Genomic DNA, 17,187 nt, shown 5'->3' on the forward strand with positions numbered 1-17,187 from the left:
TTAACCATTCAGATAAGGCGATGAAAAGGCACGATTGCTGCGTCAGTACGACGCGCGTGTGCTTGTCTGTGCTCAAGCTGGAAGCTCGAGATTCAATCGAACATTGTTCGAATGTCGACTTACGCACCGGCGAGAACTGAGCGGATGCGGTCGGCCAGTTCCCTGTTCTCGAAGGGCTTGCGCACCATCGACAGGTCCGTGCGATCCGGCGTCACGTCGGCATGGCCGGTGACCAGGATCACCCGGATTCCCGGCGACAGCTCCTCGGCCGCGCGGGCCAGTTCCAGGCCGGTCATGCCGGGCATGGCGAAGTCGGCGATCATCAGGTCGGGGCCAGCCTCGCGCACCTTGCGCAGGGCCTGTTCGCCGTCCTCGGCCTCGATCACCCGGTGGCCAAGGTCGCGGACCATGGCCACGGTCACGGCCCGCACGGTGGGATCGTCGTCGACCACCAGCACGGTGCGGGATGGCTGCCTGTCCAGGGCGGTATCGGCCGGCGCGCAGTCTTCGCCCGGTCCGCAGTCGCCCGAGCCGCGCGGCAGGTAGAGGTTCACCGCCGTGCCCTCGCCGGGCTGGCTTTCGATGTCGATCGCTCCCCCCGAGCGCTGGGCGAAACCATAGACCATCGACAGCCCCAGGCCCGTGCCCTTGCCGACCGGCTTGGTGGTGAAGAACGGCTCGAAGATCCGGGCCATCAGTTCGGGGCTGATGCCTTCGCCGGTGTCGCGCACCGTGACCAGAACATAGTCGCCGTCGGGCAGGTCGTGGCGCGCGGTCGGACCCGACATGGCGAAGTTGCGGGCGCTGATCGAGATCACCCCGCCGCCCGGCATGGCGTCGCGGGCGTTGACCGACAGGTTCAGCACCGCCAGTTCCAACTGGTCGGGCTCGACATGCGCCGGCCACAGGTCGCTCGGCAGGTCCCAGGCGATGCGCACCGCGCCGCCCAGGGTGCGCACAAGGATGGCGTCCATGCCCATCAGGGTGTCGGCCACGTCGACCACCTTGGGCTGGCTCTCCTGCTGGCGGCTGAAGCCCAGCAGGCGATGCGTCAGGGCCGCGCCCTTGCGCGCCGCCAGGCTGGCGTTGTCGAGATAGCGCCGCACCTTGTCGGCGTCGGGCAGGCGGCGGCCGGCCAGCTCCAGGCTGCCCAGGATCGCGGTCAGCAGGTTGTTGAAGTCGTGCGCCACGCCGCCGGCCAGGGTGCCCAGGGCCTGCAGCTTGTCGGCCTGGCGCAGGCGGATCTCGGCCATCTTCTGGTCGGTGACGTCGCGCTCGATGACCAGCAGGTGCCCGGCCTCGTCGCGCAGCGGCACGTACTGGCGCTCGGTCCAGACGGGGCCGGTCAGGGTGGCCTCTTCCTCGACCACCTGCACAGGCTGGCCCATGGCCAGGGCCTCGTCCGCCTGCAGGGCGTCGGCGAAGGGATGCTCGCCGGCGGCGTTGGTGCGCACGACCCGGCCTTGCGCGTCCTTGAAGGCGATGACGGCCGGGATGCTGTCCATCAGGCCGCGCAGCAGGGCCTGCTCGGTGCGCAGGGCGCGGCGCAGGCGCGTGCGCTCGACCCCCGCGGCGACGGCCGCGCGCAGGGCTTCGGGCTCCCACGGCTTGGCGACGTAGCCGCTGACGCCGCCCAGGTTCAGGGCCGAGACCACGGCCGACAGGTCGGCATAGCCGGTCAGCAGGATGGAGTCGGCGTCGCTGATCGAGCGGGCGGCGGCCAGGAACTGGTCGCCGGTAAGGCCCGGCATCCGCTGGTCCGACAGGATCAGGAATACCGACGGCTCTTGGGCCAGGATGTCCAGGGCCTTGCCCGGGGCGTTGCTGGTCAGGACGCGGTAGCGGTCCTCCAGCAGGTCTCCCAGGGCGACCAGGATGTCGGGCTCGTCGTCGACGACGAGGATCGTCGGGCGTTCGCTCCCGGAAGCGATCATCGGCCTTCTCCGTCGGTGACAGGTGGCGGGATGGTGATGGTGAAGCGCGCGCCGCCCAGGTGGCCCTGGTCGACGACGATCGCGCCGCCGTGGGCGCGCACCACGTTGTAGGCGATGGCCAAGCCGAGGCCGGTGCCGGCGCCGACCGGCTTGGTCGTGAAGAACGGCTCGAAGATGCGGTCGCGAAGCTCGGCCGGCACGCCGGGGCCGGAGTCCTCGATGACGATGACGAAATCGCCGCCTTCGTCGCGTGTCGTGATGGCGATCACGCCCTGACCCCCGCCGGCGCCGCCCAGCGCGTCGGCGGCGTTGCCGACGATGTTCATCACCACTTGGTTAAGCAGGGCGGGCGAGCCTTCCAGGGTGTTGCGGGCGGCGTAGTCGCGGCGCACCTCGATGCCGTCGCCCAGCTTGTGGGTCAGCAGGGCCAGCACGGTCTCGATGGAGTCGGCGGCGTCCAGCACGTGGCGATCGCCCTCGTCCAGGCGCGAGAATTTGCGCAGGTTCAGGACCAGGTCCTGGATCCGCTTCATGCCCACCCGCATCGAGGCCAGGCGGGCCCTGGCCTTGTCGAGGCCGGGGGAGGGGCTTTCCTCGGCCGCCGCGGCGACCAGGCGCTCGACGGTGTCCTGGTGGCCCAGCAGGAAGGCCAGGGGGTTGTTGATCTCGTGGGCGATGCCGGCGACCAGCTCGCCCAGCGAAGCCATCTTGGCGGCCTGGACCAGTTGGCCCTGCGCGTCCTTCAGCTGGCGGTTGGCGCTGGCCAGGTCGTCGGCGACGGCCGCGCGGGCCTCGGCCCGGGCGAGCGCCAGTTCCTGGGCGCGGGCCTCGCCGGCGCTGCGACGGGCCTCGTCGGCCATCAGCTTGCGGCGCAGTTGGGCCCTGACCCGGGCGCGGACCACCTCGTCATTGGCCGAGGCGGGCACGACGTCGTCGGCCCCGGCCTCCAGGGCGTCCGTCAGCAGGTCGCGGTCGGCCTCCTCGCCGCCGAAGGCCAGCAGCTGGAACGGCGCGGGCAGGCGCGTGCGGCGGGCGTCCAGCGCGGCCAGCAGGGCCAGGTCGTCGCGGTCGCCGCCGCGCACGCCCACCACCACCCCGTCGAGCTCGCCGTCGAGCAGGATCGCGTCGGGGTCCAGCTGTTCCAGCGTCGCCACCTCGTAGCCGTCCTGCTCCAGCAGGTGGCCAAGGCGCAGGCGCAGCGTGGCGCTGGGATGGGCGACCAGAACCCGGGCGCGGCGGAACGGCTCGGAGGCCTTGGGCGTGGCGGTCTCGGCGCGGGCCCGGCGCAGCAGCGCCTTCAGCCGCACGATCACCACCTTGGGGTCGGCCGATTTGGCGACATAGGCGTCGGCGCCGCTCTCCAGGCCCTGGCGCTCCAGATCGCTCTCGCGCGCGCCGGTCAGCATCAGCACCGGCAGGGCGCGTGTGCGGCCGTTGAGGCGGATCTGGCGCGACAGCTCGCGGCCGTCCATGCCGGGCAGGTGGAAGTCGGCGACGATCAGGTCGGGCAGGTGGGCGTTCAGGTGCTCCAGCGCCGCCTCGCCGCTGGCCGCGCACGACACCGAAAAGCCCTCGGCCTCCAGCAGGCCGCGCAGGCGCAGGGCCTGGGTTTCGGAATCCTCGACGACCAGGACGGAGGCGCTCATGCGTCCTCCCGGCGCTTGGCCAGCTGCGCGATGCGCGGACCGATCAGGTCGAGGCTCAGCACCGCGCGGGCCGCGCCCAGCTTCACGGCGGCGGCGGGCATGCCGTAGACGACGGCGCTGCTCTCGTGCTCGGCGATGGTGAAGCCGCCGGCCGCGCGCAGCTCGGAAAGACCCTTGGCGCCGTCTTCGCCCATGCCGGTCAGCAGGGCCGCCACCGTGCGCGAGCCCACCGACCGGGCCAGCGACTGAAACAGCACCGTCGCCGAAGGCCGCTGGCCGCTGACGGCCGCGGCGCCCGACAGTCGCAGCACGCCGCCGGGCGTCAGGGTCAGGTGGCGGTCGCCGGGGGCGACATAGGCGCGGCCGGGCAAGGCCAGCTCGCCGTCCCTGGCGACGGCGACGCGGATCGGCGACAGGCCGTCCAGCCAGCTTGCGAAACCCTCCATGAAGGCCGCGCCCATGTGCTGGACGATCAGGACCGGCGCGGGCAGGTCGGCGGGCAGGGCGTCGAGCACCCGGGCCAGAGCCGGCGGCCCGCCCGTCGAGGCGGCCAGGGCCAGATAGCCCAGGTCCTGGAAGTCGGCGGCGGTGGCGACGGGCGCGGCCTCGCGCGGGGCCCGGGCCCCGCCGCCGATGGCCCGCCGGCGGATCACCGGCACGCTGCTCATGATGAAGAGCTGGGTGCAGATCGTGTCGGCCAGCCGCTCGTAGCCGTCGGTGGCCAGGCCCACCGGCTTTTCCACCACCGTCAGGGCGCCGGCCCGCAGCGCGTTCATCGAGATCTTCAGCGATGCGTCCTCGACCGCGTCGGCGATGACGACGATCGGGGTCGGATGGTCCGACATGATCCGCGCCGTGGCCTCCAGCCCGTCCATGCCGGGCAGGCGGATGTCCATCGAGATCACGTCGGGCCTGACGCTGGCGATGCAGGCCAGGGCTTCCTCGGCAGAGGCGACGGCGGCGGCCACGGTCAGGCGCGGATCGCGCTCGACGATATGGGTCAGAAGGACCCGCACGACCATGGAGTCCTCGACGATCATCACCCGAACGGGCTTGCCCGAGGCCTTCACAGCAGTTGCCCGATGGCGGCCAGCAGCTCGCGCTGGTCGAACTTCTGCTTTGTGATGTAGGCCTCGGCGCCCAGGTCCAGGCCTCGGCGCACGTCGGCGACGTCGGCGCGCGAGGTCATCAGGATCACCGGCGTGGCGGCCAGGGCCGCATCGGCCTTCACCGCCTGCAGAAGCGAGAAGCCGTCCATGCGCGGCATCTCGATGTCGGCCACGACGAGGTCGATCATCGCCTGGCCCGAACGCAGCAGGTTCAGGGCGTCCAGACCGTCGACGGCCAGCAGCACGCGATAGCCCTGGGCCTCCAGGATGCTCTTCTCCAGCGTCCGGGTGGTGATGGAGTCGTCGACGACCAGGATGGTGCGGGTCGTCTCGTCGGCGTCTTCGTCCGCCTCGGCGAAGCCCAGGCCGCCGGCGGCCAGATGGCGCTGGTCGCGCAGCCAGCGGCGCACCAGGGCGTCGGGATCCAGGGCCAGGGCCGGAGCCTGGTCGTCCAACTGCACGGCGCCGGCGATCAGGTCGGCGTCCAGGTCGTCGGCGTCCAGGTCCTCGACCAGGGCCGAACGGACGTCGCACAGGGCGTCGACGGCCAGGGCCACGTGTCGGCGACCATGGCTGAGCAGCACGGCGGATACGGCGCCGGCGTGCACGGGAACTTCGGCGGCGACGCCGGTCAGGAGAGCAGAAAGCGGAACCATTGGGACGATAACGTCGTCCCCGTCGATCGCGATCCGTGCCGCCGGGTGTCCTTCCACCGTTTCCAGCGCGGTGGCGTCCAGGCGCAACAGTCGGCGCACGCCCAGCGAGGGCAGGGCGGCCTGGCGGCCCTGGATGTCGACGAACAGCAGCGATTGCCTGGCCGCCGACAACGGCGTCGACAGCGCCACCCGCGCGCCCCAGGGGCGGCCGGCGGTCAGGCGCAGTTCGCCGCGCAGCTTGCGCACGGCCTCGGCGACGACGGACAGCCCCATGCCGCGGCCGGCCAGCTTGTCGACGCCCTGGGCCGTCGAGACCCCCGGCGCGAAGGCGTGGGCCAGAAGCTCCTCGGGCGTCGGCGCGGGCGCGCCCTCGGGCCGGGGCGGCATCAGGCCCTTGTCGACGGCGGCCGCTTCCAGCCGGGCGAGGTCCGGCCCCGGGCCGTCGTCGGCGATGTCGATGCGCAGCCGGCCCGAGGCGGCCGAAACGGCCATGACCACCGTCAGGCGTTCGGGCTTGCCGGCGGCGGCGCGGGCATTCGGCGCCTCGCGGCCGTGGCTGACGGCGTTGCGCAGCAGGTGCATCACCGGGTCCTTCAGGGCCTGAAGCACCCGGCGATCGGCGCGGGTGTCCAGGCCCGTGACCCGCACGTCGACCGGCACGCCGGCCTCGCGGGCGATGTCGCGGACCATGGTGGCGAAACCGCCGAACACGGTCTCGGCCGGGGCCTGGCTGATCTCCTCGACCCTGCCGCGCAGGTCCGAAAGCCCCTGGTCCAGCGCCCAGCCGGCCCGCACTCGCCGCACCGACAGTTCGTTGAGGGCGCGCGACAGGTCCTTCAGGCCCTGCTCGACCTCGCGCGTGCGGGCGGCCGCGCCGCGCGCGTCGCGCCAGCGGCGTTCCAGCTTGCGGGCGTCGGCGGCCAGGCGGCGCAGGTCCTCGTCGATGGCCCCGTGGTCGAGCACGTCGCCCGACAGGGTCTGCATGGCGCGCGACAGGCCAGAGACCGCCTCGACGTCGATGCGGACGTACTCCACCGCCTCCTCCGAAGCGGGAGCGGTGGTCGCGGCCGGCTTCGGCGGGGGCGGGGCGTAGGCCGCGCCGGCCGCGTCCTCCACCGCGTCGAGCAGGCGTTCCAGCATCGTCACCGTGTCGGCGTCGAGCGCTCGCTGGCCGTCCATCAGTTCGGCGCACAGGCTTTCCAGCGCGTGGGCCTGCTCCTCGACGGCGGGCAGGTCGACGGCGCGGGCCGCCCCCTTCAGGCTGTGGGCGCGGCGGAAGATCTCGCGCGTGTCGGCCTCGCCGCCGGCCGCGATGGCCTGGCGGATCGCCTGGAGGTGCTCGCGGTGCTCGAGATCGAACGCCGCCAGAAGCTGTCGCCGGATGTCGGGCACGGCGCGATCAGGTCCGGTAGCGCTCGGACAGGGCCAGGAGCTGGCGCGACAGGTCCGACAGGTTGGCGGCGGCCTCGTCCAGCTGGCGGGTGCCGGCGGCGGTCTGCTGGCTGGCCTGGCGGATGTTCTGCAGCGCGCCCATCACCTGCTCGATGCCCAACTGCTGCTGGTTGGTCGAGGCGACGATCTGCTGGAAGGTCTGGACGCTCTCCTGCACCCGGCCGGTGATCTCGGTGATCGTGCGCTGGGTGGTGTCGGTGCGCTCCTTGCCGGCGGCCACGCGCTTGACGGCCTCCTCGGTCAGCATCACCGAGGCGTTGATGCCGCGCTGGATGTCGCCGAGGATCGAGCGCACCTGGGTGGTGGCTTCCTTGGCCTGGTCGGCCAGCATCTTCATCTCCGAGGCCACGACCGCGAAGCTGCGGCCGTTCTCGCCGGCCGAGGCGGCCTCGATGGCGGCGTTCAGCGCCAGGAGGTGCGAGCGTTCGGAGATGTCGTTGACGGTGGCGATGATGTCGCCGATCGCCTGGGTCTTCTCCGACAGGGCGACGATGTTCTCGGCGACGGCCTCGGCCTGCTCGCGGATCGCGTCCATGGCCTTGGCGGTCTCGTCGACGGCGCGCAGGCCCTCGTTGCTGGTGTGGGCGGTCGCTTGAGCCGAAGCGATCACCTCCTGGGCGCGCTTGCCGATCTGGGCGCCGGAGTGGGTGATCTCGTCGACGGTGGCGGCCGTTTCCTGCACGGCGGCCAGCTGTTCCTCCACGCTGGCGGCCTGCTCCTGGGTCGAGGCGCGGATCTCGGCGGTGGCGGCGTTGAGGTTCTCGGTGGCTTCGCGGCTCTGGCGGGCCAGCACGACCAGGCCGTCGACCATGGTGTTGAGCGTGCCGCCCAGCTTGCCGATCTCGTCGGTGCTGGTCGCGGCGGCGCGGCCGGTCAGGTCGCCTTCGCCGACCTTCCCGACGAAGCCCATGAAGGCGCCCAGCGGCCCGACGATCGAGCCGCGGATCGCCCAGGTGATCACCCCGGCGATGATCGAGGCCACGATCAGGGCGACGATGATCGACACCTGGCTGACCTTGTAGACGTCGTTGATGCGGCGCTGGCCCGACAGGATGGCGTCGTCCAGCACGTCCTCGGCGCCCTGGATGCCGCGCCCGAACTCGCCGCGGCGCTGCACCAGAGCGGTCTGGGCGGCGGCCACGCCGGCGCTGTCGTTGCGGCGGATGGCGCTGAACAGGTTCTCGGTGTCGGTGCGGCCCTGGCGCGACGAGGCGGCGGTCTGGTTCAGGTAGTCCTCGATGCGGCGCCAGGCGTCGGCGCGCTCGGCCGACAGGGCGGTCTGGCGATAGTCGCGGGCGGCCGAGGCGGCCTTTTCCAGCGCCGAGTCCATATCGACGCCGCGCTGGCGCCAGCGGGTGACGGGATCTTCTTCGTTGCCGCCCGCGCCGCCGGCCGAACGCGACAGGTAGCTGGTGATGACCGCGTCGCTGGCCGCGCGCATCTCGTTGGCGGTGGTGCGGATCTGGGCGATCTGGCGGACCACGGCCATGTCGCGGGTGACGATGGTCTCGGTGGTGTCCTTGACCACGCCGATCTGGACGAGGCCGAACAGGCCCACCCCCAGCAGCAGGACGGTGACGGCCGCGAAGCCGAGGATGATGCGGTTGGCGATGGTCACTTGGCTCTTGCCCCCAAGGCGGCGGAAAGGTGGTCGGCGACGAGGTCGTCGAGATGAAGAAGGGTGATGGTGCGGCCCGCCAGGTCGCCGGACCCTTCGGCCACGACGCCCCGCGCGCCGCCCTCGAAGGCGTCGGCGCCCGGCGCCTCGCGGGAGGCCTTGGCGGCGCCGGGGGCTGCGTCCACGCGCAGGGCCAGGTTCCCCGCCCCGCGCACGGCGATGAGGAAGCCGGGCGCGTCGGGCGCGGCAGGCGCGCCGCCGGTCAGGCGGGAAAGATCGAGCACGCGACGCAGGCGGCCTTCGACGCTCGCCAGGCCCAGAAGGCCGGGGCGTCCGCCGGCCGGCGTCAGGCGGCGCGGCTCGAACGGGGTCACGCGTTCCACGGCGTTCAGCGGCAGGGCGAAGAGGCCCGCGCCGGCCTGGCACAGCAGCACGTCTTCCAGCGGCGTTTCGGGTTGGGGCGCGGTCCGGCGCTGCGCCAGCCGACGGGTGCGCGCCGCCAGGATCGCCCGGGCGCGCGCATCGTCCAAAAGTCCCCCCAATCCGTCGCCGTAGTCGGCGTCGGCCCTAGTCATATCGTTACTAAACCCCCACGAGCGACTGCAGCAGCAGACGGACGCTCTTGCGCAGCTGGCCGGCGTCCAGACCTGCGCCGTGGGCCAAACGCGTCTCCGCCGGAACGGTTCCCGCGATCTGGGCGGCGGTCTTCAGCGAGCGCGCGGCGGCCCTGGTGCGTCCATGGTCGAGCAGCAGCAGGCCCAGGTGATAATGCGCCAGGGCGAAGCCGCGATCGAGATAGAGCGCCCGCTTGAAGGCGGCCTCGGCCGGCGCCGGGCGACCCAGCGCCCGCAGCACCAACCCATCGTGCAGGTGCAGGGCCGGATCCTCGGGCGCGACCGCCAGGGCCTGCCGGCAGGCGGCTTCAGCGGCGGCGTAGTCGCCGGCGTCGGCCAGCCGTCGCACCGTCTCCACCAGGTCGGCGGCTGGCGGGGCGCCAAGGGGAGCGGAGTTGGGAACGGGCGTCGGGATCGGCGCGGGCCGCCAGAGCGGCGAGGGCGCTTCGGCCAGGTGCTGGGGTTCGGGCTCCGGCGCGGAGAAGGCCTCGAAGCTCGGGCCTGGCTGGGCCGGCCGCTCGGGATCCGGCGGGCGATAGGCCACGGTGCCCGGCAGTTGGGTGACGTCCAGCAGCTTGCCGAAGGCGGGGTTCGGCTCGGCATGGCCCAGCAGCAGCCAGCCATCGGGCGCCAACCGGCCGCCTAGGGCGCCGACCAGTTGCTCGACCACATCGTGGTGGAAGTAGATCAGTACGTTGCGGCACAGGATCAGGTCGAACTCTGTCAGCTCCAGCGGCGGGGCCGGACCCAGAAGGTCGAGCAGGTTCTGGCGCTCGAACCGCACCAGGCCGCGATAGGCGCTCTTCAGCGTCCAGGTGTTGCGGGCGGTCTCGGTGAACCACTGGTCGCGGTCGGCGTCGCTGACGGCCCGCAGCGCCCAGCGGCCGAACTGGCCCTTGCGCGCGGTCTCGAGAAAAGCGGCGTTGATGTCGCCGCCGAGGATCGAGATCCGCCAGTCGGCAAGCGCCTCGCCCAGCATCTGCGACAGCAGGATGGCGATCGAATAGGGCTCGGCCCCGGTGGCGCAGCCGGCGCTCCAGATGCGTATCCGCTTGTCCTGCGCCCGGCGCTCGAGGATGTCGGGCAGGATCGTCGAGCGCAAAGCCGTGAACTGCTCAGCGTAGCGGAAAAAGAAGGTCTCGCCGATGGTGATCTCGGTCTCGAGCGCGGCCCATTCCTGTTCGCCGTCGTCGCCGGCCAGCCGCTTGAGATAGGCGCCGACGTCGCGGTCGCGGGTGGCCAGCAGGCGCCGCTGCACGCGGTCCCACAGCACCTCGTCCTTGTCGGCGTAGTAGTGGTGGCCGGTGCGGGCGATCACCGCGCGCTTGAGGCGCTGGAACGGCTCGTCGGCGGCCAGGGCCAATGGGCGAGGGATCAGGGGCCGCGGGACGGCCCTGAGGGGTTTCACGCCGGCTCGCTTTCCCAGGCGGCCAGGCGTTCCTGGGCCCGGCGGGCGAACTCGTCCAGCCGCGCCTTCTCCTCGGCCAGGAGCAGGTGTTCGGGCGACAGCACGGGCGTCAGCCGACCGTCGATCAGGGCGGTCTCGGCGACGCAGCCGCCCAGGCTGTCGGCTTCCTCGACCGCTTGCGTGTCGGGCGCGTGGGCGGCGGCGTCGGTGACGCGGTCGACCAGCAGGGTCACCGACGGGGCGCCGGCCAGCGGGCGCAGGCGGATCAGGTGGCGATAGAGGGCGGGGGCGGGCTCGCCGCCTTCGGCGTCCAGCAGGCGATCGAGCGCCAGGGCCGCGACGGCCTCGCCGCCCAGATTGACGAAGCCGGCCAGCACGCGCGGCGCGCCGGGCGCGGCCGCCAGTTCCGGCACGGGCAGGATCTCGGCGACGGCCGCCTGCGGCAGGGCCGCTTCCAGCGCGCCGGCGCGGAAGGTCACATAGAGGCTGCTTGTCATTCCGGGCTCCGCAACCGGATCGAGAAGGCGACGCGAAGTCAGGCCGGATCGATGCCGATCAGCAGCAAACGCCCGTCTACGGTCAAGGTTGCATGGGGATCGAGGATTAGCGCGTCCTCGGCGGCCATGACCTGATCGCCGGCCCTTGCTGGTGCGAGCGCCACCAGCACGCTGACCCGCGCTTCGGCGGTGATCGTCGCCCCGCCGCCGATGCGCCGAACCCAACCTCGCCAGGCGCCGCGCCGGACCATCAGGTTGAGGTCGCGGATCGGACCGCCGTCCAGCGTCGCGGAAGCCGCCGCGTCGCCGGGAAAGGGCAGGGGCTTTGAGGCTTCGTCCAGCACGACCTCGCCCTGGCCTTCGCCAAGCCCCTCGATCGTCAGCCGCAGGCCGGCCCCGGCGATCACCGTCAGCACCCGGTCGACGCCGGGAAAGACGGAGAACGGACCGTCCGTCGCCACCTGCGCGATGCTCAGCCGCCAGTCGAAGGCGTCCAGACCCGCGCCAGGCGGCTGGGCGGCGATCTCCCAGGTCGTCCCGCCGCCGTTCTTCCAGGGCGCGGGCATCCGGTCGGCGGCGGGGAGGAGGCGCATGGGCGACTTTCGTGGGCCGCCCTCGTCCTTCGACAAGCTCAGGATGAGGGCTATTGCTGGCGTTGCATTTGAAATCCTCACCCTGAGCTTGTCGAAGGGCGGGGATTTCGGTCCCGCTACAAGATCCCCGGCAGGTCCAGCCCGTACTCGCGCGCGCAGTCCCTGGCGATCTCGTAGCCCGCGTCGGCGTGGCGCATGACGCCGGTGGCCGGGTCGTTCCACAGTACGCGCTCGATCCGCTTGGCGGCCGCGTCGGTCCCGTCGCAGACGATGACCATCCCCGAATGCTGCGAGAAGCCCATGCCCACGCCGCCGCCGTGGTGCAGCGACACCCAGGTGGCGCCCGAGGCGGTGTTGAGCAGGGCGTTCAGCAGCGGCCAGTCCGAAACGGCGTCCGAACCGTCCTTCATCGCCTCGGTCTCGCGGTTGGGCGAGGCGACCGAGCCGCTGTCGAGGTGGTCGCGGCCGATGACGACGGGAGCCTTCAACTCGCCCTTGGCGACCATCTCGTTGAAGGCCAGGCCCAGTCGATGGCGGTCGCCGAGGCCCACCCAGCAGATGCGGGCGGGAAGACCCTGGAACTTGATCCGCTGGCCGGCCATGTCGAGCCAGTTGTGCAGGTGGGGGTTGTCGGGGATCAGTTCCTTGACCTTGGCGTCGGTCCTGGCGATGTCTTCGGGGTCACCGGAGAGCGCCGCCCAGCGGAACGGGCCGATCCCCCGGCAGAACAGCGGGCGGATATAGGCCGGCACGAAGCCTGGGAAGTCGAAGGCGTTGGCGACGCCTTCCTCCAGCGCCATCTGGCGGATGTTGTTGCCGTAGTCGACGGTCGGCACCCCGGCGGCCTGGAAGTCGAGCATGGCCTGGACGTGCACGGCCATCGAGGCGCGGGCGGCCTTGTTGACGCTGACCGGGTCTCGCGCCTTGGCGTCGGCCCACTGGTCCAGAGTCCAGCCGGCCGGCAGGTAGCCGTTGATCGGATCGTGGGCGCTGGTCTGGTCGGTCAGGAGATCGGGCCGGATGCCGCGCTTGAACATCTCCGGCAGCAGCTCGGCGGCGTTGCCCAGCAGGCCGACCGAGATCGGGGTCTTGGCGGCGCACGACTCCTCGATCCAGGCCAGGGCCTCGTCCAGGCTGTCGGTCGACCTGTCGAGATAGCCGGTGCGCAGGCGCATCTCGATGCGCGAGGGCTGGCACTCGATGGCCAGGCACGAGGCGCCGGCGAACACCGAGGCCAGCGGCTGGGCGCCGCCCATGCCGCCCAGGCCCGCCGTCAGCAGCCACTTGCCCGACAGGTCGCCGGCATAGTGCTGGCGGCCCATCTCGACGAAGGTCTCGTAGGTGCCCTGAACGATGCCCTGGGCGCCGATATAGATCCACGAGCCGGCGGTCATCTGGCCGTACATGGCCAGGCCCTTCCTATCGAGCTCGTTGAAGTGCTCCCAGGTCGCCCAGCGCGGCACCAGGTTGGAGTTGGCGATCAGCACCCGGGGCGCGTCGGCATGGGTGCGGAACACGCCGACCGGCTTGCCCGACTGCACCAGCAGGGTCTGGTCGTCCTCCAGGCGGCGGAGGGTCTCGACGATCTTGTCGTAGCTCTCCCAGTCGCGAGCGGCGCGGCCGATGCCGCCATAGACCACCAGCTCCTCGGGCCGCTCGGCGACGTCGGGGTGCAGGTTGTTCATCAGCATCCTGAGCGGGGCTTCGGTGAGCCAGGACTTGGCGGTGAGCTCGGTTCCGGTGGCGGGGCGGATGACGCGGGTGTTGTCGAGGCGGGTCATGGATGACGGGTCTCTGGCGGGGAATGGGGAACGAACTCCTCCCCCGCGAGGCGGGGGAGGGGGACCGCGAAGCGGTGGAGGGGGCGTGACTGGGCGCCGAGCTTGAACTCGCCCCCTCCGTCACGCTGCGTATCCGCAGCGCGCCACCTCCCCCGTTTCACGAGGGAGGAGCGGGAGAAGCGAACTCGACGCAGGCCTTCAGCACGTCGCCCAGCACGCTGCGCATCGGCGCGGCTTTCTGCGGGCGATAGGGCGAGGGCCAGGACTGCGGGGTGATGCGGGGCGAGGGGTCGTCGATGTAGCCGCGGCAGGCCAGCTCCATCTGCACGGCGTGGATGCCGCGCTCGGGCTTGCCGTAGTGGCGGGTGATCCAGCCGCCCTTGAACCGGCCGTTGGTCACCATCGGCAGGCCCGAGCTCTCGCAGGCGGCCTCGACGGCGGCGGCCAGGGCCTGGTCGCAGCTCTGGCCCGAGTTCGTGCCGATGTTGAACACCGGCAGCTCGCCCGGAAACAGACGCGGCGCCCGCGAGCGGATCGAGTGGGCGTCGTACAGGACGACCTTGCCGTGCTGGGCCAGCAGTCGGTCGATCTCGGCCCGCAGGGCCGCGTGGTAGGGGATGAACCAGCGCTCGCGGCGGGCGGCGATCTCGGCCTCGTCCGGCTCGAAGCCCTCGGCATAGAGCCGCTCGCCGTCGAAGGTGTCGGTGGGGCAGAGCGCGGTGGTCGCCATCCCCGGATAGAGCGAGGCGCCCGATGGGTCGCGATTGACGTCGATCACGGTGCGCGACACGGCCGTCCGCACCGTCGTCGCCCCCAGGTCGTCGGCGAAGTTGTAGAGCCGCTCGATCCACCAGTCGGCGTCCTTGCGGGCCAGCCAGGGCGAGACCAGGCGCTTTTCGATGTCCTCGGGGATGAAGGATCCCGAGTGGGGGATGCTGACGATCAGGGGCGCGTCGCCCCGCCAGACTTCCAGCCAGTCGCTGCTCATGTGGTCGCTCCGGGCAAGGGAACGCCGGCCGCCGCGTCGATGATCGCGCCGGTCCGCACCAGGATGTTGGCCGCTTCCATGTCGGGATGGAAGTGACGGTCGTCCGACAGGTGCGGAACCTTGCCCCGCACCGTGCTCCGCACCGCCTCGAGGGCGGCGCTGGAGGTCAGCGGCGCGTGGAAGTCGCAGCCCTGCGCGGCGGCCAGCAGTTCAATGCCGATCACCGCCGTCGCGTTCTCCACCATCGACAGCAGGCGGCGCGCCCCGTGGGCGGCCATCGACACGTGGTCTTCCTGGTTGGCCGAGGTGGGGATGGAGTCGACGCTGGCGGGATAGGCCTTCTGCTTGTTCTCCGAGACCAGGGCCGCGGCCGTGACCTGCGGGATCATGAAGCCTGAGTTGAGGCCGGGCTTGGGCGTCAGGAAGGCCGGCAGGCCCGACAGCGCCGGGTCGACCAGCATGGCGATGCGGCGCTCGGCGATCGAGCCGATCTCGCAGACCGCCAGGGCGATCATGTCGGCGGCGAAGGCCACGGGCTCGGCGTGGAAGTTGCCGCCCGACAGGGCCTCGTCGGCTTCCGGGAAGATCAGCGGATTGTCGGAGACGCCGTTGGCTTCGGTGGCCAGGGTGGTCGCCGCCTGGCGCAGCACGTCCAGGGCCGCGCCCATCACCTGCGGTTGGCAGCGCAGGCAGTAGGGGTCCTGCACCCGCTCGTCTTCCTTGAGGTGCGAGGCGCGGATGCCGGAGGCGGCCATGAGCGAGCGCAGGGCGGCGGCGGTCTCGATCTGGCCGGCGTGGCGGCGCAGCACGTGGATGCGGGGGTCGAACGGCGTGTCCGAACCCTTGGCCGCCTCGGTCGACAGCGCGCCGGTGACCAGGGCCGACTGGAACAGCACCTCGGCCTCGAACAGGCCGGCGAGAGCGTTGGCGGTCGAGAACTGGGTGCCGTTCAGCAAAGCCAGGCCCTCCTTGGGGCCCAGCTCGACGGGGGCGAGACCGGCCCGGCTCAGGGCTTCTAGGGCGGGCTTGCGCACGCCGCCGACATCGATCTCGCCGACGCCGATCATGGTAGCGGCCATGTGGGAGAGGGGCGCCAGGTCGCCCGAGGCCCCGACCGAGCCCTGGCTCGGCACCACCGGCGTCAGGCCCAGCTCCAGCATGGCTTCCAGCAGCTTGACCGTCTCGACCCGCACGCCCGAGGCGCCTTGCGCCAGGCTGGCCAGTTTCAGCGCCATCATCAGGCGGATCACCGGAACCGGCGAGGGCTCGCCCGTGCCGGCGGCGTGGGACAGCACGATATTGCGTTGGAGCGTGGCCAGGTCCTCGTCGCCGATGCGCACGCTGGCCAGTTTCCCGAAGCCCGTATTGATGCCGTAGACCGGCTCGCCCTTGGCCAGGATGCGGGTCACCGCCGCCGCGCTGGCCTCGATCACCGGCCAGGCGCCGTCGGCCAGGCGCGCGGCCGCGCCGCGATAGACGGACTTCCACTGGGCGAGGCTGACCTCGCCGGGATGCAGGACTTCAGTGTTCACGAAACGGCGCTCCAGACGCGCGCATGGAGCGGATTGAAGCCCATGCGGTAGACAAGTTCGGCGGGACGCTCGACGTCCCAGATGGCGAGGTCGCAGGCCTTGCCGGCCTCCAGCGTCCCGCGATCGGCCAGTACGCCCAGGGCCCGCGCGGCCTCGCGCGTCACGCCGGCCAAGCACTCGTCCACCGTCATGCGAAAGAGGGTGGCGGCCATGTTCATGGTCAGCAGCAGGCTGGTCAGCGGCGAGGTGCCGGGGTTGCAGTCGGTCGCCAGGGCCAGCGGGACGCCGGCCGCGCGCAGGGCCTCGATCGGCGGCAGCCTGGTCTCGCGCACGAAGTAGTAGGCGCCGGGCAGCAGCACCGCCGTCGTGCCCGCCCGGGCCATGGACGCGATCCCGGCCTCGTCGAGATATTCGAGATGGTCGGCCGACAGCGCCCCGAACTCGGCGGCCAGCGCCGCGCCGTGCAGGTTCGACAACTGCTCGGCGTGCAGCTTCACCGGCAGGCCATGGGCGCGGGCGGTCTCGAACACCCGGCGGATCTGGGCGGGAGAAAAGCCGATGCCCTCGCAGAAGCCGTCCACCGCGTCGGCCAATCCTTCCCCCCCGAATTCAGGGGCGGCGACGGCGGGGATCATCTCGCGGCAGACGAGGTCGACATAGCCGTCGGCGTCGTCCTTGAACTCCGGAGGCAGGGCGTGGGCGCCCAGGAAGGTGGTCTTTACCGAGACGGGGCGCGCCCTGGCCAGGGCTCGGGCGGCGCGCAGGCTCTTCAGCTCGTGTTCCAGCGACAGGCCGTAGCCGGACTTGACCTCGATGGTCGTCAGGCCCTCGGCGATCAGGGCGTCCAGGCGGGGCAGGGCGGCGGCGACCAGTTGCTCTTCGGTCGCATCGCGGGTGGCCTTCATGGTCGAGACGATGCCGCCGCCAGCCCGGGCGATCTCCTCGTAGGACGCGCCAGCCAGCCGCAGCTCGAACTCGTGCGCGCGGTCGCCGCCGAAGATCAGGTGGGTGTGCGGGTCGATCAGGCCGGGCGTGATCCAGCGGCCGTCGCAGTCGACGGTCTCGGCCGCGTCGAAGGCAGGGGCGTCGCTGGCGGGGCCGGCGTGGAGGATCCTGCCGTCCCGGGCGGCGATAACGCCGTCCTCGACGACGCCCAGTCCAGGCGCGCCTTGCGCGAGGGTCGCAAGCCGGGCCTTGATCCAAACCCGATCGCACCGCATCGCCAGCGCCTCCCGTGACGTCTTGAGTCGTGCTCCGCGACCCTTGCGGCGCGGTTCAATATGTATAGACATATTCGCGAGCGACGAGGATTGTCCAGTGAGCGACGCCGAGAATCTTGAAGGGCCGGAAGAGGCGTCC

At 71.7% G+C, this 17,187-nt stretch carries 13 protein-coding genes; all 13 read right to left on the bottom strand.

Features of this window, described 5'->3' with window-relative positions; translation table 11 throughout:
- Positions 1-119: 119 nt before the first annotated feature.
- Positions 120-1,934 carry a response regulator gene (locus V6S85_RS14975; RefSeq protein WP_334349403.1) on the bottom strand — a complete coding sequence of 605 codons (1,815 nt, stop codon included), beginning with the start codon at positions 1,932-1,934 and terminating at the stop codon, positions 120-122.
- Positions 1,931-3,580, bottom strand: coding sequence for a response regulator (locus V6S85_RS14980; RefSeq protein ID WP_334349404.1), 1,650 nt, complete (start codon positions 3,578-3,580; stop codon positions 1,931-1,933). Before V6S85_RS14980 ends, V6S85_RS14975 begins: the two co-directional genes overlap by 4 nt.
- On the bottom strand, positions 3,577-4,650 hold the full coding sequence (gene cheB, locus V6S85_RS14985; protein WP_207780696.1) for a chemotaxis-specific protein-glutamate methyltransferase CheB: 1,074 nt from the start codon (positions 4,648-4,650) through the stop codon (positions 3,577-3,579). The genes V6S85_RS14980 and cheB overlap by 4 nt, the downstream gene beginning before the upstream one ends.
- A complete protein-coding gene (locus V6S85_RS14990; RefSeq protein WP_334349405.1) occupies positions 4,647-6,737 on the bottom strand; it encodes a hybrid sensor histidine kinase/response regulator in 2,091 nt (696 codons plus the stop codon). The genes cheB and V6S85_RS14990 overlap by 4 nt, the downstream gene beginning before the upstream one ends.
- 7 nt (positions 6,738-6,744) lie before the next feature.
- On the bottom strand, positions 6,745-8,415 hold the full coding sequence (locus V6S85_RS14995; RefSeq protein WP_116565166.1) for a methyl-accepting chemotaxis protein: 1,671 nt from the start codon (positions 8,413-8,415) through the stop codon (positions 6,745-6,747).
- Entirely contained in the window at positions 8,412-8,990 is a 579-nt protein-coding gene (locus V6S85_RS15000) for a chemotaxis protein CheW (RefSeq protein WP_334349406.1), read from the bottom strand. The genes V6S85_RS14995 and V6S85_RS15000 overlap by 4 nt, the downstream gene beginning before the upstream one ends.
- 7 nt (positions 8,991-8,997) lie before the next feature.
- Complete coding sequence (locus tag V6S85_RS15005) at positions 8,998-10,437, bottom strand: CheR family methyltransferase (protein ID WP_334349407.1); 1,440 nt, start codon at positions 10,435-10,437, stop codon at positions 8,998-9,000.
- Positions 10,434-10,934 (bottom strand): chemotaxis protein CheW, encoded by a 501-nt coding sequence (locus V6S85_RS15010; RefSeq protein ID WP_334349408.1) that lies wholly within the window; start codon positions 10,932-10,934, stop codon positions 10,434-10,436. The genes V6S85_RS15005 and V6S85_RS15010 overlap by 4 nt, the downstream gene beginning before the upstream one ends.
- A 38-nt stretch (positions 10,935-10,972) precedes the next feature.
- Positions 10,973-11,527, bottom strand: a complete 555-nt coding sequence (locus tag V6S85_RS15015; RefSeq protein ID WP_334349409.1) for a HutD/Ves family protein — start codon at positions 11,525-11,527, stop codon at positions 10,973-10,975.
- Between the two features lie 116 nt (positions 11,528-11,643).
- The gene (hutU, locus tag V6S85_RS15020; RefSeq protein ID WP_334349410.1) at positions 11,644-13,308 is read right to left on the bottom strand and encodes a urocanate hydratase; all 1,665 of its coding nucleotides are present in this window, start codon (positions 13,306-13,308) and stop codon (positions 11,644-11,646) included.
- A gap of 157 nt (positions 13,309-13,465) precedes the next feature.
- On the bottom strand, positions 13,466-14,296 hold the full coding sequence (hutG, locus tag V6S85_RS15030) for an N-formylglutamate deformylase (RefSeq protein ID WP_334349411.1): 831 nt from the start codon (positions 14,294-14,296) through the stop codon (positions 13,466-13,468).
- Positions 14,293-15,843 (bottom strand): histidine ammonia-lyase, encoded by a 1,551-nt coding sequence (gene hutH / locus V6S85_RS15035; protein ID WP_442885672.1) that lies wholly within the window; start codon positions 15,841-15,843, stop codon positions 14,293-14,295. Before hutH ends, hutG begins: the two co-directional genes overlap by 4 nt.
- Complete coding sequence (hutI, locus tag V6S85_RS15040; protein ID WP_334349414.1) at positions 15,825-17,048, bottom strand: imidazolonepropionase; 1,224 nt, start codon at positions 17,046-17,048, stop codon at positions 15,825-15,827. Before hutI ends, hutH begins: the two co-directional genes overlap by 19 nt.
- Between the last annotated feature and the right edge of the window lie 139 nt (positions 17,049-17,187).

This window comes from Caulobacter sp. CCNWLW153, from assembly GCF_036889365.1.
Classification (GTDB): Bacteria; Pseudomonadota; Alphaproteobacteria; order Caulobacterales; family Caulobacteraceae; genus Caulobacter; species Caulobacter radicis.

Excerpts from the sequence above, each read along its gene's own strand:
- V6S85_RS14980 (WP_334349404.1), bottom strand. The coding sequence starts at position 3,580 with ATGAGCGCCTCCGTCCTGGTCGTCGAGGATTCCGAAACCCAGGCCCTG.
- V6S85_RS14975 (WP_334349403.1), bottom strand. The coding sequence starts at position 1,934 with ATGATCGCTTCCGGGAGCGAACGCCCGACGATCCTCGTCGTCGACGAC.
- hutU (WP_334349410.1), bottom strand. The coding sequence starts at position 13,308 with ATGACCCGCCTCGACAACACCCGCGTCATCCGCCCCGCCACCGGAACC.
- V6S85_RS15010 (WP_334349408.1), bottom strand. The coding sequence starts at position 10,934 with ATGACAAGCAGCCTCTATGTGACCTTCCGCGCCGGCGCGCTGGAAGCG.
- hutG (WP_334349411.1), bottom strand. The coding sequence starts at position 14,296 with ATGAGCAGCGACTGGCTGGAAGTCTGGCGGGGCGACGCGCCCCTGATC.
- V6S85_RS15000 (WP_334349406.1), bottom strand. The coding sequence starts at position 8,990 with ATGACTAGGGCCGACGCCGACTACGGCGACGGATTGGGGGGACTTTTG.
- V6S85_RS15015 (WP_334349409.1), bottom strand. The coding sequence starts at position 11,527 with ATGCGCCTCCTCCCCGCCGCCGACCGGATGCCCGCGCCCTGGAAGAAC.
- hutI (WP_334349414.1), bottom strand. The coding sequence starts at position 17,048 with ATGCGGTGCGATCGGGTTTGGATCAAGGCCCGGCTTGCGACCCTCGCG.